We start from the raw sequence: 24,530 nt of genomic DNA, 5'->3' as shown, positions 1-24,530 counted from the left end.
TTTACCATTATAAACAAAAAATGCTCAAAACAGAAAAAATGAAATTTGGATTACATAACTTGAAAATCATGGTAATATATAAAATGTTAATTTCATATATGAATATATATGTATAGGAGGAGAAATGATTTGTCAGATTTACAGACGAAGTTAGGTAGTGGAATGAATAAGTTACAAGAAGGAATAGAACAAGGGAAAATGAAGTTGCAAGTTGCACAAGAAATTGCTCAATTGAAAAAGGGAATGCAAGTGCAAATGCAGAAAAAAGCAGAGGTTCTATTAGAGGTTGGACAGCAAGTGTATGTTCAATTAAGAGGAAGTGGAGTAAATGAAGCGAGCTTAAAAGAAATGATTGCTCCAGTTCAAGAATTTGATGTAGCTATTTATCAAGCAAGAAAGCGCATTGTTGAATTGCAAAAACAACAAGGTGAAAAAGCTACATGTGAATGTGGTGGACCTTTATCAATAAATGATAAGTTTTGTGGTTCGTGTGGAAAGCCTAACCCGATGTTAGCAGTAGAAAATGAAGGTGAAACGGTAAATTGTATTTCATGTAATGAGCATATCGATAAAAACTCTACTTACTGTCCAGTTTGTGGAATTAAGCAAAGTGGGGAGTGAATTAAATGTATTGTCGCACATGTGGAAAACAACATGGTGAAGAAGTAAATTATTGCCCAAATGAAGGTAGTATGGAGATTGCAGGAGCTATAGATGCAGTAACATTAGAAAAAGATACTGCAAAATACTGCAGAGGTTGTGGCAGTGAAAATGCTCAAAAAAATTTATATTGTCAAAAGTGTGGGTATTCTTTATCTGTTGTGAAGAAAAAAGAACAAACTGTAAAATTGCCTACAATGGATGGTGCTCCTAAAGTTGAATTTAAAGCAGATAAAGCCGTTTTACAAAAAGGTTTTATTGGTGGGGCTGTTGCAAGTATTCTCATGTTAATTGCTGGTTGGATTGGTAGTTTATTATTTGCCTCTATGTTAAGTGAGATGTTTAGCAAATTTGCGAAAGAATTAGAAATGTTGCCAAGTTTTTATTCGAGTGCAACTTCTACGATGTTAAGTTACCATTTACTTGGTTTTACAGCTAACGATGATAGTGGATTGATATTTTCTTTATCTTGGCATACTCCATTTACATTATTATTAATCATTCCATTTATTATTTTCGCTGGTACAGGAATTTGGTTAGGGAAACAGCATGTTGCGAAAACGATTAAAGATCAAATCTTTATGGCAGCAACAGTTGGTATTATTTATGGAGTCTTTTTATTCATTATAAGTTTTATAGCATCACAATCTTTTGCAATCCCATTCTCAGAAGCAGGTAAGATTACGGTTGGCTATTCAGCGATGAAGAGTTTATTGAGTGGTTTTGTATGTGGGACATTATTTACCTTATTAGGATTTATTGCTCATACAAGCAAAAACAATATGGCAGCAGCATTTCAAGAGTTAATGCCATATGGAGCGTCTGTTTATTACGGTGTTTCGGCTATGATAAAAGGACTTTTAGTAACAGCAGTAGCGGTTTGTATTATGGCGTTAGTAAGTAAGGAAGACGGTATTGAACCATTAAAAGAAATAACAACTTTAAAATCTGAAAGTACATTATTAGCATTAGAGTTAACACCTCAATTATGGAGTATGGCTCATTTTGCGCCGTTAGAAGTATCAAGTCCAGCACTTAGTAAGGAATTTACTAGAATTGGTAAGAAATCAAATGCATATGAGAGCACACTATCGTTTTCATTTATATCAGGCGTCTCTGTAAATGGCGTAGAGCTTAGAGAGATATTGATTTCAAAAGGAGCAAATGAGGAAAGCCTTGCAGAATTTGATAAAGTGAATAACGTATTCCATTACGGTTTATTACTACTTATTATTCCATTGTTCTTTATGTTTAGAGCGGGAAGAAAGTTAGCTAAATTACCGACTGCCAATATATATATTACATTAGCGGTATGCAGTGGTTCTTACACAATTATGATGATTGTAATGAATATGATTTCTAAGTTCCAAATTAATGTTTCAGGAACTGTAACAAGTTTATTTGGAACAAGCGGAACAGTACTATCTATGCAAAATTCATTTACATATTTAATTTTGTTTAGTTTTATTGTGACATATGTAGCGGCATTTGCTGGAATGAAATTAGCTAAAAAATAGGAGGAGAGCACGTTGAAGTTTTGTGGAACATGTAAAAAGAATGTTGCAGACCATTTGAACTTTTGTCCTGAGTGTGGGAGTAAAGTAGAAGTAATCGTTGATAACACTGCTGCTTCATATACAGAATTACAAAGCGAGACAAAACCAGTGAAAAGTAAGAAAAATTTATTTTTAATCATTGGTTTTGCCATTATTGCTGCATTATTATTTGGGGCATATAAATTTGGAGCATATAAGTTTTCAAAAGAAAAGCAAGTAAATGTAATGATTGAAGCATTCCAAAAGAAAGATATTGATGCAATTGATGAGTTTGTAAAAGCAAATGATTCAAGCTTAAAGATTAAGACAGAGGATCTTAAAGCGTACATGCGTTATTTAAAAGAGAATCCTTCTTACAACAAACAATTACTGTCTTATTTACAGAAAGAGACAGTAGATCAAAAGTTAACAAAAGATAAATCTTCATTTAAGGACGGGGAAATAGTAGAAGAGGGAAAAGAGTGGTTCTTATATCCAAAGTATAAGTTCAGCATGAAATCTTATTATATGAGCGTTAGTACAACTGCAAAAAATGCAGAAATATATGTGAATGACAAAAAAGAAGCAGAGCTTTCTAGTGATAAAACTTCGAAAGAGTTGGGGCCATACTTCCCAGGTACATATGTTGTAAAGGCAACGGCGAAGACAGAACTTACTGAATTAGAAACAGAGAAAGAAGTAGATTTAGCGGATGAACAGAGCGAGAAGGTGAAAGTGGATTTATCGCTTGAAGGCAAGTATGTAAGCATTTCTTCTGATGAAAGTGATGCAACTGTATTTGTGAATGGGAAAAAACGTGGAAAATTAAATTATGGAAGTTATAAACTTGGTCCTGTACCAACAGATGAAACAGTAGAAGTGCATTTAGAGAAAACTACTGATCTTGGTGTGATGAAATCTGAAAGTGTTAAAATTGGAGACCAAAGCACATATTACTTAAAATTCCCGAAAGAAACATCAAGTTCAGCAGTGGGCGAATTTGTAAGAAATCATATTTATGATAACGTACGTGCAATTTCATTAAATGATTTTAGTTTAATTGAAAATAATTATGATAAGGGCGGGAAATCGTATAAGGAAGACCGTGATTATATACAGTATTTACACAAAAAAGGAATTACAGAAGACTTATTAACGATGGAAGTTCGTAATGTAGAGCGTCAAAGTGCTACCAAATATAAAGTAACGACATATGAAGAGTATCATATTCGTTACGGTGATGGATCTGTGAAGTTCAAAAGTTTTAATAACGAACATATTGTAACTGTGAATGGAAATGGAAAGATGTTGTATCATTCTCTTGGTGCAAATAATACGTTGAAATCAGAAGATGTATCTGGTCCAACTCGTTAATATGAGAGAAGCTGTTCAATATTTGAACAGCTTCTTTTTTGTAGCTAAATCGATATTTCGTGTCGAACCGTTGATATATCGTAAGTTATGATAGATATAATCGAAAAATCGTTGATATGTTGCGATTTATGATAGATATAATTGAAAAATCGTTGATATATTTTTTTACAATTATGAGTGTGTTTCCTTTAGTATCGCTTGTACATATGGATCATGTAATATTTGCTCTATAATTGGTAACATGTTTTGTTCAAATGGAATGTCGATAGGAAATGGCTTTTGAGAGCCTGGTTTTATTCCATATTGCACAATTTTGTAATGTGTATTGTTTTCAGACTTGAGCACAATTAACTTATAGCGGTTATCATCGCCAGCGAGTGAAAAATCAATAGAAGTAGCGTTATATGTCACTTCATCTTTATATATGTACGGTTTTGGCGTACCAATCCAGTCTACTTTTACTTGCACATTCATGGGCGTAGCCTCCTTATATGTATTATAAATAAATAAAAGCCAGCTCTCAATAAAGAGAACCGGCTTGTAATTTAGCAGTCATTGGTTATTTTAAAATTTTCACTTTAACAGTTTTGCGTCCCCATTTTTGAGCAGCGCTATCTGATCCAAGTAAGATATCAATACGGTTACCTTTAATTGCACCACCAGTATCTCCAGCGATAGCTTCTCCGTAACCTTCTACCCATACTTTAGATCCTAATGGGATTACTTTCGGGTCAACAGCGATCATTTTCATGTTTGGATTCGCAGTTAAATCATGACCCATTGCAGTTAATACACGGCCGCCATATGTGCCACCGTTTTCGCTCGGGTGAGCTGTATATGCTGTAGCTACAACTGTTAACTCACGACCACCAGATGGTGTGCTAGTTTCAGCAGCTTTCACAGCAGGCTTAGCAGCTGGTTTTGCTTGTGCTACAGGTGCTTGAGCCTTAGCTGGTGCTGCAGCTTTAGCAGGAGCAGTTGTTTCTTGTTTCTCAATTACAGGTGCTGTACCTGTTAAGAAAGGAACATGAACATAAGCTGTTTTCCCGTTATATTCAAATTGTAACCACTCATTTTGTACTTGGTTCGTTGTTTCGATTACATCGTCTTTCTTCAACTTTCCAAGAACCTCTGAGTTTGTGTTCGCTTCAGCACGTACGTTTAATACGTTAGCTGTTACGTAGTAGATGCTTTTTGTGAACTCTGCACTTACGAATGCGTCTTTACCGTCTAAAGTAATTTTTGACCATCCGTTCTCTGTATTTTGAACATCTATTTTATTACCGTTTAGTAATTTACCGACAACTTTTGATTCAGTAGTAGGGTTTTCGCGTACGTTTAGTACGTCTGTTGTTACAACAGTTTCTGCATTAGCAGATGATGTGAAAATCCCAAGACCAAAAACTGCTGCTGTTGCTATACCAATTAATTTTTTCATGATAGCCTCCATTGCGTTTGTTTTCGTGTCCTCATTATAGCAACAGATTTTTTCGGATTTGGGGAAAACACACAATTACAAACCATTCGTAATAAGTCGTTAACATCCTGTAATATAACAAAAAATATAGGAAAGCGTTTTTCATTCTATATGACTCATAGGTTTCTAGTTATATTCAAAATATTTAATACAACATGTTTTTTTCGACGTAAATAAAAATATTACAGGAATGTTACATGATGTTTACTAAACGATTACATTCCTTGAGTATTTTACCGTTTTATGGGTAATATAGTTATATAAACATAAACATTTTGTTTGTGAAGCTATAAACACGTGCTATATACTAGCAAAAAAACCGCATAATTGTTACAAAACGAAAGGGTTGTAAGGAAGAACTTTGCCCTTTTTTACATATGTAACACATCCTTTTTTAGGAAAATACATTCCTATCCGCGTTTTTCTCACACAATTTGACAGCAGTATTTCTAACTTGTAGCTCTTGCAGAGTGAAAAGGTTATACGAAAGGTAAGGCTGTCCATAAGAATTCGAATTGGTGAAGGTGAAAGTAAGAAAATCACCGCAAAATTATAGTTTTCTATCCGATTTTACATATCGGAATTTATGTTATTTACAAAAGCGAAACCTACGAAGGGGGATTTGATGAGGAAACTGACAAAAACATTCATCGTTTCATTAACATTATGTATTGCATTTACAATTTGGGGGATTATTCCCGAATCTATTATTGGAAAAGGTAGCTTAGGAAATGTAACAACCGCAATTCAAACTGCATTAGTTAGTAAGTTCGGGTGGTTTTATATTATTTCCGTGTCTATTATTTTAGGTGTGTCTATCTTTTTAATTGTTTCGAAATACGGTTCTATTCGTTTAGGTAAAGATGATGATGAACCTGATTATAGTTATATGACATGGTTTGCTATGTTATTTAGTGCTGGTATGGGTATTGGCTTAGTTTTCTGGGGCGTTGCCGAACCATTAAACCATTTATACGCACCTCCGTTTGGAGATAGTGCAACTGAGGAAAGTGCGCGCCTTGCACTGCGTTTTTCGTTTTTCCATTGGGGATTACATCCTTGGGGACTATATGCGTTTGTAGCGTTATGTATTGCTTACTTTACTTTTAGAAAAGGAAAAGCAAGTACGATTAGTGCGACAGTAGGTCCGTTATTTAAGGGCGGGGAACACGGGCGTATTGCTCATTCATTTGATGTGTTAGCTGTTTTCGCAACTGTATTTGGTGTTGCAACGTCATTAGGTCTTGGTGCGAAACAAATTGCAGGTGGTGTTAGTTATTTAACATCTATCCCGAACTCATTAACGACTCAGTTAGTTATTATTGCAATCGTAACAGTATTATTTATGTTATCTGCGCAAACAGGTCTTGATAAAGGAATTAAATATTTAAGTAATACGAATATTATTTTTGCATTTGCACTTATGATCATTGTATTATTTGCAGGTCCAACAAACTTTATTATGAATTACTTCACTTCAACAATCGGTTCTTATATTCAGGAATTGCCAAGTATGAGTTTCCGTTTAAGTCCATTAGACGAAGGTGGGAATCAATGGATTCAGTCATGGACAATTTTCTATTGGGCATGGTGGATTGCGTGGTCACCGTTCGTAGGTACGTTTATTGCTCGTGTTTCACGAGGTCGTACAATTCGTGAGTTTGTTATCGGTGTGTTACTTGTGCCGACCGTAATTGGTGCACTTTGGTTCTCTGTGTTCGGCGGTACTGGTATTCATATGGAGCTGTTTGGTGATGCACATATCTTCGACAAAGTGAAAGAAATGGGAACAGAAGTAGGATTATTCGCTATGTTCGATCAGATGGGCAGCTTTGGATCAGCTTTATCAGTTTTAGGTATTTTACTTATTGCAACATTCTTTATTACATCTGCAGACTCTGCAACATTCGTTTTAGGGATGTTAACGACACATGGTAGTTTAAACCCACCAAATCGTATTAAAATGATTTGGGGTATCGTTCTAGCCGCGATAGCTTCTACGCTATTATATATTGGCGGATTAGAAGCCTTACAAACGGCAGCTATCATTGCAGCATTCCCGTTCGTCTTTGTTATTTTCTTTATGATGGCAGCATTATTTAAAGAGTTACAAAAAGAAGGGCGTATGAAGCGTCATTAATAATAGAAGGAAAAGAGCTGATTTCATATCAGCTCTTTTTTATTTCTCTATTTGCCTGTAAAAGTACAATTGGTGATGGCTAATGAAAGTTTCACTTTATATAGAAGGAATTTGAAATGTGGGTAAGGGAAATAAAATACTTTACCATATAAGTAGTATGCCTTTTATACGAAGAAAAAACGATAGGTTTCGACAATTTTCGATATTTTTCAAATTCTATTCATATTTTTGACAAAAAATTGTCGGAAATGTGTTGTCACGTTTATATATATGTGCTATATTATTTCCTGTAAGCGATTTCAAATAGTTTTAAAGCGCATTCAAGGGGGACATCTAGAATAATGAAACGTTACGAAAGAAAGTGGAAGCATATTTGTTTGAAACGTGTGGCACATCGTAGTGTCCAAGAAAGCACGGAACCTAAGACTGAAACGCGCAAAGAACAGCAAGAGAAGCAATTGGTTCTACAAAAATAGCAATCACTTTTTCGTATATAAATGAAGGTCGATCGTTCGTTGGGGGATGGACGTGAAATTACTTTCAGCTAAGGGGTATTGTCTGATATATAATTTATACGGCAATAAATAAGCACAGAGCATACGGCGCTCTGTGCTTATTGTTATTATTTATCTTTTTTGAATCGAACTGTTTTATCCCAGCCAATGACTTGTTTCTTACTCTTTGCACGTAAGTATAGGATTAAGCTACGAATAAATAAGTACGTAAAGAGCTGTGCGTACGTAAAGTACATAATAACGCTAATAAAAATATTAGTCGGTGTAAAGGTTCGTTCGACACTCTGGGCACTAAATAATTGAGAAACATATGTAATATATGCGACATACCACATAAATAGTAGCGGGATGCTATATTGAATTTGGAATATCCCGAGTAGCCCAATTACAAACCAAACGTTTGAAATGATTAGGAATAGCCAAAATACAACATACACTAGAACTTGTTGTAAGGAATGAACAAGCAGCTTTCCTTTAAAGAAACTTAATGACGAGAACATTTTTTCTAAAATGTATAAATTCCCTTGGAGCCAACGTGTACGTTGTTTAATAAGAATTTTTAAATGCTCTGGTTCTTGTTCCCAAGTAACTGATTCTGGGACGATTGGTAAGAGATAACCTTTTTGTGTAATTCTTAATGTTAATTCAGCATCTTCTGCAATTGCATAAGGGTCATAGCCACCAAGCTCTTCTAGTGCGGAGCGACGAAGAAGCATATTTGTTCCTGTCAGTGAGCCTGTTTGGAATAGTAACCAGCGTCCAGATTGCATAAGGAGCTGGAAGATTTGAAATTCCAGTGAAATCATTCGCGTCAGCCAGTTTCGCTTTTCGTTTACTGTACGAACATGTCCAACAGCTCCAACAGCATCTTCAGTTGTTTCAGCGTGCTCTACAAGCATTCGCAGTGCGTGTGGTTCAGGTTGGTTATCTGCATCGTACACACAGAAGTATTCACCATCTGAAATACTAAGCCCATAGTTTAGTACACGTGATTTACCCTTCGGTTCACCGGGGGGAACACGAATATGACGAATATGAGCATAAGCTTTGTCGAAATCATCGCCGATTTCAGGTGTTTCATCTTGAGAGTTATCATTTAATAAATAAATAGTTAGCTTTCCAGGATATTCAATCTTCGCCATCGCCTCTAAAGTATCTTTAATAACGACGCCTTCATTATGGGCAGGTATGAAAATATCGACGCTCGGATAATGTTCTAGCGTACGATCTTTTCGTTTGCTATTTCGATGAATTAAGCCCGCAATTGTTAAGAAAGAGTAGTAAACGAGTAAACCAGAGAATAGAAAGGCCGTAAAAATAAGTACATATTTAATTGAAAATGTGATACTAATCCAAAAAACGAGTACGCAAAACAGAAGGAATAAAAGAAGTATAACGAGAGTCATCATAACAGTGTCTGTCCTTTGTTTCCAATGTGCTCGCGTGAAATTTTTATATCTCGGATTGCTTCAGCAGCAAGCCATTGCTCCATTTTTGGCTTTAGGCGGTTCATTACAATGTCAGCACCAGCTTCATTTGTGTTTTGTAATAAAATAACTAGCGTATTATTATCATATTCAGCAGCAAGGTCAAAATCATTCCTTACCGTTTCAACTAATAAGGAAGCTACACGGTCCATAACACTTTCCTTCGTATATTTACTAAAGGGAGTGAAATCAAAGTAAATGATAACGCCTGTTTCATTACGACGATTCATTGCAGTTGTTAATAATGCTTGGCGTCTCTCGAATTCTTGTCTTGTTAGTAATTTTGATTCTCCAATATATTGTTCTAACGTTCTCACACGCTCAGTTAAAGTTTTATTTTCATGAATCACTTTTTTCAATAGGTGAGTTGTTATATATACAATGAAGAAGTTAGCTGCCATCAGGAAGTGGATAATCATATATTGCCATTGATCTGATGTACTCCATAAATGAAGCCATGCTTGATAGAACAAATAAAATACGGAAATAATGGTTCCTAGTATGAAGAAAACAAATGCTGTTTTGTCAGCTAAAAATAAGAATAGCACATTTACGATTACGTATATTATTGTAAAAATAAGAGCATGCTCATATTTCGTCACATGTACAGTAGTAAAATAAAATACAATTTGTAAAATCCACATAGAGAGGATTTTATAGAACTTATCTTTCACAAAACTTTCCTCCTTAAAGCTATTTCATCAATAGATACTTGTAGTATGCGCAATTATTAAGAAATTGACCATGTCGTTACATTCTTTTGAAGGGCAACAACAAGTAGTATTTCTATTTTCATTAGAAAAATAAAAAGACTTAAACATTATTGTATCATAATGTTCTTATATTTGGCATAAAGTGATTAATAGATGCATAAAAGACATTTGGATTGCATGAAAAAAGTCTCCTCTTGTAGAAAGAGAAGACTCTATATAAGTTTATAGGAACATCATACCTGCAACTGCTGCATTTAAGAAGTTCGCTAATGTACCAGCGATAACTGCTTTAATCCCTAATTGTGCAATTTGTTTACGGCGAGTAGGAGCTAACGTTCCTGTTACACCTAATTGAATTGCGATAGAAGAGAAGTTTGCGAATCCACAGATTGCGAATGTTAAAATTAGATTTGTTTTGTCAGAGAACTCTGCCATGTGTGGTCCTAAGTTTGCGTATGCAACGAATTCGTTGATTGCAAGTTTTTGACCAATAAAGCTTGCTGCTTGTACAGCTTCACCAGGAGAAACTCCGATTAAGATTGCAAATGGTGATAATAAGTAACCGAAGATTAAATCAAGGCTAAGTTTAATATCGAACAGAGAACCAATCAATCCTAATAATCCATTTAATAAAGCGATTAATGCGATGAAAGCCATTAACATTGCTGCTACGTTAATAACAAGTTGCATACCTTCAGATGCACCGCGTGCAGCTGCATCGATAACGTTTGCGTCTTCACGTTCTGTAGAAAGTTCAACGTTATTATCTACTTTTTCTGTCTCTGGCATAATCAATTTCGCAATTAATAAGCTTGATGGAGCTGCCATTATTGCAGCTGCTAATAAGTGCTCTAATGGAATACCCATTGCTGCATAACCGACGAGAACAGATCCAGCAACAGCTGTCATACCGCTTACCATAATAGCGAAGAATTCACTATTTGTTAAACGTGCTAAGTAAGGTTTAATTAAAATTGGAGCTTCAGTTTGTCCTAAAAATACAGTCGTTACTGAGTTTAAGCTTTCTGCTTTAGAAGTTCCAAGAAGTTTACTTAATGCGCCACCAACGACGCTAACAAATTTCTGCATAATACCAAAATGATATAAGATTGCTACTAATGAACTAATAAATACGATTGGAAGTAGTGCTTGAATAAAGAATACAAATCCCCAAGGTCCTTTTGCGTTGACTAAATCCCCAGCAACGAACTTAATTCCCTCGTAAGAAAAATTAATTAATCCTTGAACACCGTCAGCAGCGTGTTTTAAACCTGCTTTACCAGCATCCCATCGTAATACGATAAATGAAAATGACATTTGTAATGCTAGCGCGATTAAAATTGTGCGCCAATTAATAGCTTTGCGGTTGGAAGATAGTAAGAATGCAATTGCTAATACTCCAATCACGCCGCCAATTCCCCATAAAAGATTCATGCAGTGTATGCTCCTTCCTCATAGTAAAAACAGTGTATAAACCAGTTGTCTATACGTTTACGAATATAACATCTTAAGTAACTTATCATAATGGACATCGGAGGTCAAACGTCTAATGAAAAGTTTAAATAAAAAGAAAATTCTTCAAAAAAACACATATGAAATAAATAGACATGAAATAGGTTATGTTTTTTATGGGAATATATACATTATGATAACGTTATGCATTGTTTTTGCAGAATAAAGTGTATGAAATGGAAGAATGGATACATTATTTTTGTAGAGAGAAGGTAGGAGAAAGGGAGTAATATGTTGAACTCATAGCAAAAAAGCCTTCTAGTAAACTAGAAGGCTTTGAAACTATTAATTAAGGTGCTTTCGTGTATCCTAAGAAGTGGCTCTTCCAATAAGAGTTACTTAATGAAGCGATTGCTACACCTTTATCTCCAGCTTGGATAAATGATCCGCCCCCAAGGTAGATACCCATGTGAGAAGGACCAGATTTATAAGTGTTTTGGAAATAAATTAAGTCACCAGGTTGTGGACTTGAAGTTTTTGGTAGGCTACTCCAATATCCTGCAACACTTTGGCGGCTAATGTTATGACCAAATTTCTTAAATACGTGGTAGATGTAACCACTGCAGTCAACACCGTTAGCAGAAGTTCCGCCCCAAACGTATGGTACACCTTGCATTGATTTTGCGTATGCAAGTACGGAAGAACTGTCGCCGCTATTATTACCTGTATTATTATTGTTGTTGTTATTGTTTTGATTGTTATTTTGGTTATTGTTAGGCTTATTATCTACTGCGCCTCCAACTGGTGTTTTAGATAGGTAACGTGTTCCGATATAACCAGTTTGACCGTTGTAGTTAATTTTGCTCCATCCAGAGTTTTCAGAGATTACTTGAACCTTCTGACCTTGTGGAAGTGCGCCTATGATTCTATAATTTGTACCTTCGCCGCTACGTACATTTAGTGCAGAAGCATTAATGTAGTAGTCACCAATCGCACCTTGGTTAGGTTGTTTTGGTTGCTCAGGAGTAGTAGTGCCACCTTTAACGAATTTTACAAATTCGCTGCTAACAAAGCCTGTTTTTCCTTGGTAATTTACTTTAAACCAACCGTTTTCAGATCCAACTACGTTTAATGTTGTACCGTTTAAAACGCCACCAATTACACTATGGTAAGCGGCAGGGCCTGTACGAACACGTAAAGATGTAGCGTTAACTACGTAAGAACCGCCAGTTTGAATACTTCCATTATTGTTTTGCTCTTGTTTGTTGCCTTCTGTAACGTTTTCGTTAGAACCGCCTTTTGTTACGTAGTCTTTGCTTATATAAGCAGTTTGTCCTGCGTAATTGATTTTGAACCAATCTTGAACTTCGCCGACAACTTGTACTACTTGTCCTTTTTTGACAGAACCTACAGTTGTGTGAGAAGTGCTAGGACCTGTACGAACGCGAAGGGAAGATACATTTACTGTATAGTTTCCGCTTGCTGGTTTTACTTCTTGGTTGTTATTATTCGTATTGTTGTTTGAAGAACCCCCATTAGAAGAACCGCCAGATACGAATTCGCCACTTACATAACCTACTTGTCCATTATGGTTAATTTTCACCCAACCATTTTCTTGTCCAATTACGTTTAATGTTTGTCCTTCATATACACGTCCAGAAACAGAACTAGAAGTGTTAGGAGCTGTACGTACACGTAATACATCAGCGGTAACTTTATTATTTCCACCTGTGCTTACATTGTTGTTTGCTGCTCCACTTTTTGATACAAATTCGCCACTAACAAAACCTGTTTTTCCGTTAATGTTAATTTTGAACCAACCATTTTCTTCGCCAATCACGTTTAGTGATTGACCGTTATAAACGCGTGAGATGATGTCGTGAGAAGTGCTTGATCCCGCACGAACATGTAAGACGCTCGCGTTTACCGTATAAGATGAGTTGTTTGACGCAGAAGCTTGGACAGTTGTAGCAGCCTTTTGTGTATTTTGTTCAGGTGCAGCTTGAACACTATCAAGTGTAGGTGCTGCTCCTCCTGCTACAGACACTGCCGCAAGACCGGCAAGATACTTTTTCATAATTTGTCGATTCCTTTCTGTCTGTAATGTAGTGAAGAAATATTTACCAACTGTTAAAAATTCTAAAGAGCATGTCGATTACTGTCAAGGCTTATGTGGGAATCTGAATATGACAAAAAGATTACAAGAAAAAATCAAGGCATAAATTTACACCTTGATTTCCATTTAAATGCATATATTGAATGTGAAAGGACAGAAATTATTCGGGTTTAAGAAGATGCCATATTGGATTGTAACAAGATTTGATTAAATGATTTTTGCAGTTTTTTGGTGATAGGCCCAACTTGCCCATCTTGAATCGCGGTTCCATCAAGGTGGGTCATTGGTAAAATTTCAATCGTTGTGCCTGTAAAAAAGCATTCATCTGCTTGATAAACGTCACGAACGCTGAAAAGTTCTTCCTGTACAGGTATGTGAAGAGTATTCGCTAAAGAAAGGACATATTGACGAATAATGCCATTTAAAATAAGGTGATTGGCTGGATGTGTGTAAAGAGTTCCGTTTTTAATTAAAAAGAAGTTGGAATGGCTTCCTTCCGTTATAATACCATTCCTTACGAGAAGTGCCTCTTTACAGCCTTTTCGTTCAGCTTTCGTAGCAGCTAGTACGTTTGGTAATAAATTTAATGATTTAATGTCACAGCGTAGCCATCGAGTATCGGGTTCTGATATAGCGCGTATACCATATTCAATCCATAACGCTGGTCTTTCTTTTTTTGTAATATAGGCATAAATTGTTGGAGGGTTGTCATATGAAAATATATGTGTGCGAGCTTGTACACCACGAGATACTTGCAAATAAATTGTGCCATCTTCATGGAAATGATTTCGTTCAATTAATTTGTAAAGTAAAGTGATGAGCTCAGCTTTTGAGAAAGGGAGCGATAATTCTATTTCTTCCATGGATCGATATAATCTCGTTATGTGCGGATCTAATAAATGAAAGTTCCCTTTATATAGGCGAATAACCTCGTAGACACCATCTCCGAACTGCGAACCTCTCTCTTCAAGTTCTATGTACGTTTGTTGTTTTGTTGTATCAATAACTTCATCATTCCAAAGTACAAATTTTTCGTATGCCAATTTCCGTCCCATCCTTTCGTAAGTACGTAAGTAACGTGAAACTTTCATTCATGCGACATAAAAATCACTATAGTAATTTTTATGTAAGCAATTCTCTACATATGACCGTATATGTATTTGTAAATCATAGAGAAGTAAGGATGATTTACCCCGCATTCACGGGCAGTAAAACTTTCACTTAAAAATTAGGGTGGAGCAAAGAAGTGAATTGGGCGAATAACTGCCCGTAGCTGCCCGATTGGTGAGGGCTGATTAAAGTTTCACTTTACAGCATTTTGTATATACAAATTCGAAAATAAGAATGAGAATCCTGCTTTTAAATAAAAAAAAGCAACATTCTTATGGAATGCTGCACAAGGAGGGTAGCTATCTTTCATAGGGACATTGTCTCGTTGAATGTTTTGTGTATGGAAACAAAACATGTTGAAAGACAATTATAAGAAAGTAGAAACAAAAGATTTACACACTTCTTTAAGGGATCTTACGAAAGATGAGAGATAAGAAATATGTAGAACCTCGTTTACATATTTTATTATAGAGATTCTTCATTAACACTATGTGAATATTTGGTAAAGGTTATGTAATTTTAAAGTTAATGAATATAAGTAGTTGTATGGAAGAAAATAAAAAAAGAGGCTGAGATTACTCAGCACTCTTCTTTTCTTCTTTAATAACTGTTTTTACTTCACCAGTTTTGATCTTATTACTTTCAGAGAAGCGAAGTAAGTCACCTTCAATGATTTTATCAGACATGTTCAATTCATTTTGGGCGCGATCAATTAGTGGTTGAGATTCTTCTTTCGGTAATTGTACAACTTCGCCAGTAGCACGGTCATAGAATGTACTGTTTGTGTACATGTATTTATCTGTAACGAAGCTACCGTCACGAAGAACAACGAATCCTTTATTATCAGGTGAGAATACATCATGACCGAATCGAACGTCATTTGTAGAATCTACACCAAGTAAGTTTAGAATAGTTGGTTTAATGTCAATTTCACCAGTTGGTTTCGAAATTGTTTTACCTTCTTTTTGACCTGGAACGTGAATAAACATCGGTGTTTTTTGTAAGTTCATATGGTCAAATGCAGTGATTTCTTCTTTTCCTAAGAACTGTGCCATTGCACGGTTATGGTTTTCAGAAATACCGTAGTGGTCACCGTAGAATACGATTACTGAGTTGTCGTAAATACCTTCTGCTTTTAGACGCTCAATAAAGTGTTTCATTGCTTCGTCTAAGTAACGAGCAGTTACCATGTAACGGTCAAATACTCCATCACCAGAATTGTATTCATCGATTAATTTTGTACTGTCATCGTAAGTGAATGGGTAATGATTCGTTAAAGTAAGGAAGCGAGTATAGAATGGTTGCTTCACTTGTTTTAACATATCAATAGATTGATCGAAGTATTCGATATCTTTTAATCCCCAATTTAATTTTGTTTCTGGCGTAATCTTGTAATCAAGCTCGTTGTAGTAACGATCATAACCAAGTGCTGGATACATAATGTTACGGTTCCAGAATGTTGCGTTGTTTGCGTGGAATACCGACGTGTGATACCCTTGCTGACGTAAAATTTCTGGAGTTGCTGTATATTCATTGTTACCGTGTGTGAAGAATACAGCACCACGGTCTAGTGGATATAACGAAGTATCTACTAGGAATTCAGCATCAGATGTTTTACCTTGACCTGTTTGATGGAAGAAGTTATCAAAGTAATAACTTTCTTTCGTAAATTGGTTTAAGAATGGTGTAACTTCTTGTCCGTTAACTGTTGCACCAATTAAGAATGTTTGTAATGACTCAAGAGAGACAACAATTACGTTTTTCCCTTTTGCAGTACCGAACATATTTGGATCTGGTTTACTTTGTGTTGTTTTTACGTAGTTCTCTGTTTCTTGTAATTTACTACCGTCAGCGAATGCTTTTTGTGAACTTGATTTTGCTTGTAAGCCAAGATCGTATACTTGGTGTACATATAATCCTAAGTTTTTAACAAGCATAACGCGGTCGAATGAACGTGTTAATAGTTCTGGGCGTTCAGCTTCTGCAAGTCCTAAGTTTGCGAAGAAAATAGCAACTGTTGATACGAAGTATAGAGAACGCATCGGGCGTGCTACACGCTCTGTAGGTGCAAAGTTCTTCATTTTCTTCAATAGAACGAAGAATATGATAATGTCTGCAAATGCAAGGATAATTTTGTAGTTAAATAATTCTTTCACACTAGAACCTAAACTTCCGAAGTTAGATGTTTGTCCTAGCACCGGTAATGTAACGAAGTCATTGTAGAATCCGTAGAACATTACGTTACCAACAAGAACGATTGTTAAGACAAAATTAATTCCAAGTGCTATATAGTTACGTTTTTTCCCTTTTGCAAATAATGCAAGACCAACAAGCAGTAATGATGCTGCTAATGGGCTAAGGAATAAAATGAATTCTTGCATGAAAGATTCAAGTTTTAAGTCAAAGCTTGTGCGTGTAATAAGGTAAGTTTTCAGCCATAAGGCTAAAGCTACGAATACAGTGAAACGCACATTTTGAAATTGTGATTTCAAGGTTTCTTTCATTCATTTCCACCCTTTCTCTATCAGGCTTGGTCGATTTTGGAGCGAAAAATGCTAAAATAAAAAATACATAGTTTTCTTGGCCATAATTAAAGGTTCTATATTCACCCATATACGACTATAACTATGCATACCCTTTTGGTTTCTTTTGTTGCTCATAAGCATAACGTCATTTCTGTATTATACAACAAAATTCATTTCTGAGAAACACTATAACATTTTACATTTTTTGTATAAGATTTGTCACTACCAGAGAAAACTTTAACATTCGTTTATATGTCCGTCAACTAGAAAATATAACAAAGGTAGAGCAGAATGTTAAGTGGAAGTGAAAATTTTCTTTGTTGAGAAATAAGAAACGAAGATGGGTAAGGGTTATCTAGAAATCTATTATATGAAGGAAATCGTGTGAAAATTAACGAACACTTGTTCTTTTTTAGTTTGTTTGTTACAATGAAAGTTCATTGATAGGTTTTGTGTAATTTCCATGAACTTTTACTGATAACATATTGTAGCTTATTTCTTTTTAAAAATAGGGAGGCTTTTTACATGAAACAAAAATTTTCAGTTGAAGCGTTTTGGAAGAAAGTAAAACATGTTGCAAAGCAAGCAGGGCAGTCGGTCATTTATGCAAGTTTATTACTGTTTTACGTTTTGCAAAGACCCGATGTTCCAAAACGAGTGAAAATTATTGTAATTGGAGCACTTGCTTATTTTATTGCACCGATTGATGCGATTCCAGATTTCATTGCTGGAATTGGCTATACGGATGATTTAGGGGCGTTAACGGCCGCACTAATACAGGTGTCGTTATACGTCAATGAAGATGTGAAAGATAAGGCACGAGTGAAGTTGGCAGAATGGTTTGGTTCGGATATAGACACAACATTTATCGATCAGAAATTAGGTCAATAGGTGAAATCTGTCATGAGGTGACAGGACGAACGTAAGCGAGGAAGTGCATTATGCCATCAGGAAGAACGCATACGAAAATAAACTTAATATCCCTTCCGGTTGTTTTGTTTTTGCTCTTTTCGTATGGATTAACAAATTTTGATTTTTTATTAACTTTTGCAATTGGTTTTTTAGTAGGTACTTCATTTTTAACACCAGATTTAGATACGTACAGTAATGCTTATAACAAATGGGGTTTCTTACGTATATTTTGGTATCCTTATAAGAAAGTAATGCCACATCGATCTTTCTTTACGCATACGATTATACTTGGTGATGTGATTCGTATTGCGTACATGTTAATTGTCTTTTCTCCATTTTTATTACTATTAAATGTAATCGCATTGGATGGTAATTTAATAGAAATTGCGCAGAAACATGAGGTTGAAATTGTAACATTCTTAATGGGAATTGTTGTGGCAAGTACGCTCCACATTATAGCGGATAAAGTGAATACACGCCGAAAGAAAATGATGAGAAAAAAGAAGAAACGCAGAAGATAAAGTGAACGAATTAGGAAAAGGGCCCCTTACAATTTGCAAGGGGCCCTTTTTAAACAAACATTTGTTTAAAATTAAGCTTTCAGCACTTTAATTCCTTTTACAATGTTCCAGATGAAGTAGTATAAGCTGATGATTCCGCAAATAGCTAAGACAATCATTGATCCAATTCCAAGTGTTACATCTGGTTGATCAGATCCAAGACCCATAATTCCTAAAATAGTTACGCCAATGAATGTAGCGATACTTGGAATGATGTGTGTCCATAGAGCACGTTTTGCATGTGGTTTTGTTTCAGCGTCTCCTACAATCCAAACGATAATAGGGAATAAGATAGGGGCAAATAGTACACTAAAGTATGATAACGCAGCTAATATTTTATTTCCGTTCATATATATCACCTCATAAATAATTTCTGTTGTTATACTATTATTATGCAATAATTTTGGCAAACTTCCTATCGATGAACATTACAAGAACGTGACGATTTTGTAAGATTTTCTGTTAAATAATAAAATTTTCAAAAAAATCTTTTTTAATAGAAATTGTTATGGTACAGTATAAATGAAAGTTGTTGAAAACGTTTTCTTAAACGTTTTTTTATTTTAGACTTAAAGGTATGATGACCTGATAGTCTATTGATGGGGTTATTCTATTCAAAAGGGGATTCTTTAGGGGGAGAGAACAATGAACACATGGACACAAGTTTATGATCCATTCGGAAACATTTGGATTTCGGCAGCGGTCGCACTTATTCCGATTATCTTTTTTTTCTTAGCTTTAGCAGTTTTCCGCATGAAAGGGTATGTGGCAGGATTTATTACAGTTGTACTTACAGTTTTAGTAGCGTTATTCGCTTATAAAATGCCGTTCACGATGGCAATGGCAGCGACCGGATATGGTTTCTTATACGGATTATGGCCAATTGCTTGGATTATCATTATGTCGGTATTTTTATATAAAATTTCTGTGAAAACAGGTCAATTCGATGTGATTCGTGCATCGGTATTATCGATTACGAACGATCATCGTCTACTCGTTATTTTAATTGGATTTTCATTTGGAGCATTTTTAGAAGGAGCGGCAGGATTTGGGGCACCAGTAGCGATTACAGCAGCACTTCTTGCGGGGCTTGGGTTAAATCCTTTATACGCAGCAGGTCTTTGTTTGATTGCAAATACTGCACCAGTGGCGTTCGGAGCGATGGGAATTCCGATTACAGTTGCTGGACAAGTAACAGGTATTGATCCACATAAAATTGGACAAATGGCTGGGCATCAATTACCGTTCCTATCATTATTTGTGCCATTCTTTATCGTATTTTTAATGGATGGATTTAAGGGGATACGACAAACGTGGCCTGCGTTATTTGTAGCGGGTAGTTCATTTGCGATTACGCAGTTCATTACAGCGACATTTTTAGGACCAGAACTTCCGGATATTACATCGGCACTTGTAAGTTTAATTAGTTTAGCGCTGTTCTTAAAAGTTTGGCAGCCGAAAGAAATATATCAATCTGGGCAAGCAAATAGTGAAGTAGCAGCAACAACGACAGCGGCATCGATGCCGAAATTAACGTTTGGAAAAGTAGTGAAGGCATGGTCCCCATTTATCGTATTAACGGTTATGGTAGTCATTTGGAGCCAAAGTTTCTTTAAGGCATTATTCACTCCAGGAGGGGCTTTAGAAAGTCTTGTATTTAAGTTTGAAATTCCAGGTCTGCATAATCTAGTAATGAAAGCAGAGCCAATTGTAAATAAACCAACGCCTTACGAGGCAATTTTGAAGTTTGATGTATTATCGGCAACCGGAACAGCGATTTTAATTGCGTGTATCATTTCCATGTTTATTTTGAAAATGAATGTAAAAGATGCAGTAGTGACATTTAAAGAAACGTTAAGCGAATTAAAAATGCCAATTCTATCTATCGGATTCGTACTAGGGTTTGCATTTATCGCAAACTATTCTGGTCTATCTTCCACGTTAGCGTTAGCATTAGCCGGAACTGGCGGCCTATTCCCGTTCTTCTCACCATTCTTAGGCTGGATTGGCGTATTCCTAACAGGGTCTGATACGTCTGCGAATGCACTGTTCTCAAATTTACAAGCCATTACAGCGCAGCAAGTCGGCGTATCTGAAGTGCTTCTCGTTGCAGCAAATACAACAGGCGGTGTAACAGGTAAAATGATTTCCCCGCAGTCGATTGCGATCGCTTGTGCAGCGGTTGGTCTTGCTGGAAAAGAATCGGATTTGTTCCGTTTTACAGTGAAGCATAGCTTATTCTTCGTAATTATTGTTGGTATTATGACGTATGTGCAGGCGTATTATTTAACGTGGATGATTCCATAAAGAGAAAAAGAAATAAACTTTGAATTTTTCAGATTATGGTGTATGATGGGAAAGTATTGAAAATTAAATCAGTGATAAACTAGGGGTGCCTAACGTATGCGTAGGCTGAGAGAGAAGCGCGTGATCTTCTTAACCCTTTGGACCTGATCTGGCTCGTACCAGCGTAGGGAAGTTAACGGCTTTACATAATGATGTCTTTATGAGCCAGGTCCTTATTTTTTTATGGACCTGGCTCTTTTTATTTTGGCATGCGCTGGCCATATCTCGTCCTTGTCACGAACAGGGGGGCAATAAAATTTATGAAACAATCTGTTTCAGCTGAGCAAATTGAATTGAAATCGAGTTTACCAGGGAGTAAGAAAGTATATGTGGATGGACCACGAGAAGGCATGAAAGTACCGATGCGTGAGATTGAACAAAGCGAAACAAATGGCGTTCCAAATCCGCCAATTCGTGTGTATGATACGAGCGGCCCTTATACGGATCCTGAGTATAAAGTGGAGTTAGAAAAGGGGATTCCAACGCCGCGCCATTCTTGGATTATGGGGCGTGGTGATGTAGAAGCATACGAAGGGCGTGAAGTGAAACCAGAGGATGACGGTGTGAAAGTGGCTTCGAAACATACACCTGTTTTCCCGCAAATGGATCGCCAGCCACTTAGAGCAAAGCAAGGTGCAAACGTTACGCAAATGCACTATGCACGTAATGGCATTATTACTTCTGAGATGGAATATGTTGCGATTCGTGAAGGGGTAGAGCCGGAGTTTGTTCGTAAGGAAATCGCAGAAGGCCGCGCTATTTTACCAGCGAATATTAATCATCCAGAAGCTGAACCGATGATCATCGGGCGTAACTTCCATGTGAAGGTAAACGCGAATATCGGAAACTCAGCTGTATCTTCTTCGATTGCAGAAGAAGTAGAGAAGATGACGTGGGCTACTCGCTGGGGTGCAGATACGATTATGGATTTATCTACAGGTAAAAATATTCATACGACGCGTGAGTGGATTATTCGTAACGCGCCTGTACCAGTTGGAACTGTACCGATTTATCAAGCGCTGGAAAAAGTAAACGGAATTGCAGAAGATTTAACGTGGGAAGTATATCGTGATACGTTAATTGAGCAGGCGGAGCAAGGCGTTGATTACTTTACAATTCACGCTGGTGTATTGCTTCGTTACATTCCAATCACGGCAAAGCGTACGACAGGTATCGTTTCGCGCGGTGGTTCGATTATGGCGCAGTGGTGTCTATTCCATCATAAAGAAAACTTCCTATATACTCACTTTGAAGAGATTTGTGAAATTATGAAGCAGTACGATGTTTCGTTCTCTCTTGGAGATGGATTACGTCCAGGGTCTATTGCAGATGCAAATGACGAAGCACAGTTTTCTGAGCTTGAAACACTTGGCGAATTAACCAAAATTGCTTGGAAACATGATGTGCAAGTTATGATTGAAGGACCTGGACACGTACCGATGCACTTAATTAAAGAGAATATGGAGAAAGAGCTTGATATTTGTCAGGGCGCGCCGTTTTACACACTTGGGCCGCTAACGACAGATATTGCACCAGGTTATGACCATATTACATCTGCAATTGGAGCTGCTATGATTGGCTGGTTTGGAACAGCGATGCTTTGTTATGTAACGCCGAAAGAACATTTAGGTTTGCCAAACAAAGATGATGTACGCACGGGTGTTATTACGTATAAAATTGCAGCGCATGCGGCTGATCTTGCGAAAGGACATAAAACGGCTCATCAGCGTGATGATGCACTTTCAAAAGCACGCTTCGAATTCCGTTGGCGCGATCAATTTAATTTATCTTTAGATCCTGAACGTGCGATGGAATATCATGATGAAACGTTGCCTGCAGAAGGGGCAAAGACAGCTCACTTCTGTTCAATGTGTGGACCGAAGTTTTGTAGTATGAGAATTTCGCATGATATTCGTGAGTATGCAAAAGAAAATGATTTAGAAACGACAGAAGCAATTGAAAAAGGAATGAAAGAGAAAGCAGAAGAATTTAAAGAAGCTGGTAGTCATTTATATCAATAATATGTTACACCTCTTTACTTGATTGATCACACTGTAGTACCTAACTTTATTATAGAAGAAGCCCCATTTGCTAAGACGGTAGCAAATGGGGCTTCTGTTGTTTATAAGGCAAAGAAGAGATGTACCCAGTAGAATAAGAGGAATAGTGTGACGACTGTTGTGAGCGGGATAACGATAAGGGATACACTTAAATAGTCTTTCCATTTTACTTTAATTTTGTTTTGTTTCAGAATATACATCCAAATGAGTGAAGCTAGTGTACCAATTGGTAGTAATAGTGAACCGATGTCACTACCAATGATGTTTGCAAGATAGATTGTTTTTAATGTGACTGGATCTAGTCCCATTTCTGTTAATGTGATTGTACCAATCATAAGGGCAGGATGGTTATTGAAGACGTTAGAGAGGATGGATACAAGTCCGCCCATTGCAAAGCTAGCATAGAGTAGATGCTGATTCACAATTGGCTCGAGCCATTGTACAAGTGCAGCTGTTAATCCTGCGTTGTGGAGTCCGTAAATAATGACGTACATAGAGAAGGCGAAAATTAAAATGTGCCACGGTGTCTTTTTCAAAATGTCGACAGGATTTGTTCGTAAGTAGTACCATCTCCAAATGAGAAGAACGAGTGAACCAAGTACTGCAACGATTTCAATTGGGATGGATAAGAAGGATGCAACGAATAGAAGACAGCGCATCAGGAAGACGAAACCTAATACTTTTAACATGAATCTTGTCCGTTTTTGTTTCGTATCAACAGAATTATTTCCTTTTAGTGGATGGAAGTTTTTCGTGAAGAAAATTTCTTCAATATCATATGAAGAAACAGGTAATTTTTTCGGAAGTTTTTTCTTCAAAACTGTATACATGAGCCATGACATAAATAATAAGCCTAATGTTGCAGGTACAAACATCATAGCAGTATGCATATAAAGAGTCATATTAACGATATTTAATGCAATTAAGTTTACGATATTACTTACACCAATTGGTGCACTAGATGCGGTAGCGATTAAAGCTCCGCTTAATAAATAAGGAATTTGTTGATGTGGTTTTAATTGAAGGTTTTTTAGAAGAAGAATTAAAATGGGAGTTGTAATTAAAATACTACCGTCGTTATTAAATAAAAGAGTCATAAGAAAACATAATAATTGAATATACCAGTATAGACGGCGTCCAGAACCTTTCGCTAGATTTGCCAGTTTCGCTGCGGACCAATGGAAGAAGCCGAAGCTTTCTAATATAACTGCCATGACGATGGTCGCTAATATTGTTATGGAAGCACCGCCAATTTTACTTATAATATCCATGACGTCTGGTTTTGATACAAGTCCAGTAATTATGATGATACCAGCTCCGATTGCTGCTGGCCACGCCTCATTCAAACCTCGAGGCCGCCAAAAGATAACGATCATCGTTAAGAAGAATACAATAATAGTAATCCATATTTCAATGCTCATATTTTGCCTACCTTTCTATTTTCCCTTGAACAGATGTAGCTTGTCTCAAGTTTATATTGGTAGTATATTCAGCAAAAAATAAGAAGAACTAGACGTATAACGAGATGAAGCGAATATGTGTTTTTCA

The 24,530-nt window shown here is 36.4% G+C and carries 18 protein-coding genes and 1 riboswitch; of the genes, 8 read left to right on the top strand and 10 right to left on the bottom strand.

Annotated features, from left to right (window positions below; translation table 11 throughout):
- The first annotated feature begins 129 nt into the window (after positions 1-129).
- Genes ACZDYH_RS20530 through ACZDYH_RS20520 form a run of 3 tightly spaced genes read left to right on the top strand, consistent with a single transcriptional unit; the run spans position 130 to position 3,569 of the window.
- On the top strand, positions 130-621 hold the full coding sequence (locus tag ACZDYH_RS20530; RefSeq protein ID WP_001281753.1) for a zinc ribbon domain-containing protein: 492 nt from the start codon (positions 130-132) through the stop codon (positions 619-621).
- Positions 622-626: 5 nt separating this feature from the next.
- A complete protein-coding gene (locus ACZDYH_RS20525; RefSeq protein WP_000271647.1) occupies positions 627-2,177 on the top strand; it encodes a zinc ribbon domain-containing protein in 1,551 nt (516 codons plus the stop codon).
- A 12-nt stretch (positions 2,178-2,189) separates the two neighbouring features.
- A complete protein-coding gene (locus tag ACZDYH_RS20520; protein ID WP_088859673.1) occupies positions 2,190-3,569 on the top strand; it encodes a zinc ribbon domain-containing protein in 1,380 nt (459 codons plus the stop codon).
- Between the two features lie 171 nt (positions 3,570-3,740).
- On the opposite strand, the gene ACZDYH_RS20515 is transcribed toward ACZDYH_RS20520, so the two are convergent.
- Complete coding sequence (locus tag ACZDYH_RS20515; protein ID WP_088859672.1) at positions 3,741-4,043, bottom strand: DUF3910 family protein; 303 nt, start codon at positions 4,041-4,043, stop codon at positions 3,741-3,743.
- Between the two features lie 85 nt (positions 4,044-4,128).
- A complete protein-coding gene (locus tag ACZDYH_RS20510; protein WP_000733328.1) occupies positions 4,129-5,007 on the bottom strand; it encodes a cell wall-binding protein EntA in 879 nt (292 codons plus the stop codon).
- 664 nt (positions 5,008-5,671) lie between these two features.
- Here ACZDYH_RS20510 and opuD point away from each other — a divergent pair.
- Positions 5,672-7,186: a glycine betaine transporter OpuD gene (opuD, locus tag ACZDYH_RS20505; protein WP_001229103.1), complete on the top strand. Its 1,515-nt coding sequence runs from the start codon at positions 5,672-5,674 to the stop codon at positions 7,184-7,186.
- 622 nt (positions 7,187-7,808) lie between these two features.
- Here opuD and ACZDYH_RS20500 read toward each other — a convergent pair.
- From ACZDYH_RS20500 to ACZDYH_RS20475, 6 genes are all read right to left on the bottom strand, one after another.
- Positions 7,809-9,110 (bottom strand): glycosyltransferase family 2 protein, encoded by a 1,302-nt coding sequence (locus ACZDYH_RS20500; RefSeq protein WP_000988751.1) that lies wholly within the window; start codon positions 9,108-9,110, stop codon positions 7,809-7,811.
- Positions 9,107-9,862: a nucleotidyl cyclase domain-containing protein gene (locus ACZDYH_RS20495; protein ID WP_000653217.1), complete on the bottom strand. Its 756-nt coding sequence runs from the start codon at positions 9,860-9,862 to the stop codon at positions 9,107-9,109. The genes ACZDYH_RS20500 and ACZDYH_RS20495 overlap by 4 nt, the downstream gene beginning before the upstream one ends.
- A gap of 261 nt (positions 9,863-10,123) precedes the next feature.
- On the bottom strand, positions 10,124-11,335 hold the full coding sequence (locus tag ACZDYH_RS20490; protein ID WP_001051015.1) for a NupC/NupG family nucleoside CNT transporter: 1,212 nt from the start codon (positions 11,333-11,335) through the stop codon (positions 10,124-10,126).
- A 367-nt stretch (positions 11,336-11,702) separates the two neighbouring features.
- The gene (locus ACZDYH_RS20485; RefSeq protein WP_474887075.1) at positions 11,703-13,430 is read right to left on the bottom strand and encodes a C40 family peptidase; all 1,728 of its coding nucleotides are present in this window, start codon (positions 13,428-13,430) and stop codon (positions 11,703-11,705) included.
- A 209-nt stretch (positions 13,431-13,639) separates the two neighbouring features.
- The gene (locus ACZDYH_RS20480; protein WP_080342281.1) at positions 13,640-14,524 is read right to left on the bottom strand and encodes a D-amino-acid transaminase; all 885 of its coding nucleotides are present in this window, start codon (positions 14,522-14,524) and stop codon (positions 13,640-13,642) included.
- Between the two features lie 630 nt (positions 14,525-15,154).
- The gene (locus tag ACZDYH_RS20475) at positions 15,155-17,083 is read right to left on the bottom strand and encodes an LTA synthase family protein (protein WP_000665350.1); all 1,929 of its coding nucleotides are present in this window, start codon (positions 17,081-17,083) and stop codon (positions 15,155-15,157) included.
- Between the two features lie 546 nt (positions 17,084-17,629).
- Between ACZDYH_RS20475 and ACZDYH_RS20470 the strand changes: the two genes are divergently transcribed.
- Both ACZDYH_RS20470 and ACZDYH_RS20465 read left to right on the top strand, forming a co-directional pair.
- Positions 17,630-17,995: a YkvA family protein gene (locus ACZDYH_RS20470; protein ID WP_000810369.1), complete on the top strand. Its 366-nt coding sequence runs from the start codon at positions 17,630-17,632 to the stop codon at positions 17,993-17,995.
- Positions 17,996-18,045: 50 nt separating this feature from the next.
- A complete protein-coding gene (locus ACZDYH_RS20465; protein WP_001139061.1) occupies positions 18,046-18,537 on the top strand; it encodes a metal-binding protein in 492 nt (163 codons plus the stop codon).
- 71 nt (positions 18,538-18,608) lie between these two features.
- Here ACZDYH_RS20465 and ACZDYH_RS20460 read toward each other — a convergent pair whose 3' ends face one another.
- A complete protein-coding gene (locus ACZDYH_RS20460; RefSeq protein ID WP_001014099.1) occupies positions 18,609-18,926 on the bottom strand; it encodes a magnetosome magnetite crystal formation protein family in 318 nt (105 codons plus the stop codon).
- A gap of 295 nt (positions 18,927-19,221) precedes the next feature.
- Here ACZDYH_RS20460 and lldP point away from each other — a divergent pair, with 295 nt between their 5' ends.
- Both lldP and thiC read left to right on the top strand, forming a co-directional pair.
- A complete protein-coding gene (lldP, locus tag ACZDYH_RS20455; RefSeq protein WP_001099333.1) occupies positions 19,222-20,883 on the top strand; it encodes an L-lactate permease in 1,662 nt (553 codons plus the stop codon).
- Between the two features lie 71 nt (positions 20,884-20,954).
- Positions 20,955-21,070: riboswitch (TPP riboswitch) on the top strand.
- Between the two features lie 112 nt (positions 21,071-21,182).
- The gene (gene thiC / locus ACZDYH_RS20450; protein ID WP_000814485.1) at positions 21,183-22,943 is read left to right on the top strand and encodes a phosphomethylpyrimidine synthase ThiC; all 1,761 of its coding nucleotides are present in this window, start codon (positions 21,183-21,185) and stop codon (positions 22,941-22,943) included.
- Positions 22,944-23,044: 101 nt separating this feature from the next.
- Here the strand turns inward: thiC and ACZDYH_RS20445 are convergent, their stop codons facing one another.
- A complete protein-coding gene (locus tag ACZDYH_RS20445; protein ID WP_000021123.1) occupies positions 23,045-24,403 on the bottom strand; it encodes an arsenic transporter in 1,359 nt (452 codons plus the stop codon).
- Between the last annotated feature and the right edge of the window lie 127 nt (positions 24,404-24,530).

The sequence above is a fragment of the Bacillus sp. EB V-12 genome (assembly GCF_056158125.1).
This window is presented reverse-complemented; position numbering and strand designations above follow the sequence as displayed.

What these genes read in the sequence shown, in the direction of transcription:
- ACZDYH_RS20470 (WP_000810369.1), top strand. Translation starts at nt 17,630, where the DNA reads ATGAAACAAAAATTTTCAGTTGAAGCGTTTTGGAAGAAAGTAAAACAT.
- ACZDYH_RS20475 (WP_000665350.1), bottom strand. Translation starts at nt 17,083, where the DNA reads ATGAAAGAAACCTTGAAATCACAATTTCAAAATGTGCGTTTCACTGTA.
- ACZDYH_RS20460 (WP_001014099.1), bottom strand. Translation starts at nt 18,926, where the DNA reads ATGAACGGAAATAAAATATTAGCTGCGTTATCATACTTTAGTGTACTA.
- ACZDYH_RS20465 (WP_001139061.1), top strand. Translation starts at nt 18,046, where the DNA reads ATGCCATCAGGAAGAACGCATACGAAAATAAACTTAATATCCCTTCCG.
- ACZDYH_RS20510 (WP_000733328.1), bottom strand. Translation starts at nt 5,007, where the DNA reads ATGAAAAAATTAATTGGTATAGCAACAGCAGCAGTTTTTGGTCTTGGG.
- ACZDYH_RS20525 (WP_000271647.1), top strand. Translation starts at nt 627, where the DNA reads ATGTATTGTCGCACATGTGGAAAACAACATGGTGAAGAAGTAAATTAT.
- ACZDYH_RS20480 (WP_080342281.1), bottom strand. Translation starts at nt 14,524, where the DNA reads ATGGGACGGAAATTGGCATACGAAAAATTTGTACTTTGGAATGATGAA.
- ACZDYH_RS20490 (WP_001051015.1), bottom strand. Translation starts at nt 11,335, where the DNA reads ATGAATCTTTTATGGGGAATTGGCGGCGTGATTGGAGTATTAGCAATT.
- ACZDYH_RS20515 (WP_088859672.1), bottom strand. Translation starts at nt 4,043, where the DNA reads ATGAATGTGCAAGTAAAAGTAGACTGGATTGGTACGCCAAAACCGTAC.
- opuD (WP_001229103.1), top strand. Translation starts at nt 5,672, where the DNA reads ATGAGGAAACTGACAAAAACATTCATCGTTTCATTAACATTATGTATT.
- ACZDYH_RS20445 (WP_000021123.1), bottom strand. Translation starts at nt 24,403, where the DNA reads ATGAGCATTGAAATATGGATTACTATTATTGTATTCTTCTTAACGATG.
- ACZDYH_RS20500 (WP_000988751.1), bottom strand. Translation starts at nt 9,110, where the DNA reads ATGATGACTCTCGTTATACTTCTTTTATTCCTTCTGTTTTGCGTACTC.
- lldP (WP_001099333.1), top strand. Translation starts at nt 19,222, where the DNA reads ATGAACACATGGACACAAGTTTATGATCCATTCGGAAACATTTGGATT.
- ACZDYH_RS20485 (WP_474887075.1), bottom strand. Translation starts at nt 13,430, where the DNA reads ATGAAAAAGTATCTTGCCGGTCTTGCGGCAGTGTCTGTAGCAGGAGGA.
- thiC (WP_000814485.1), top strand. Translation starts at nt 21,183, where the DNA reads ATGAAACAATCTGTTTCAGCTGAGCAAATTGAATTGAAATCGAGTTTA.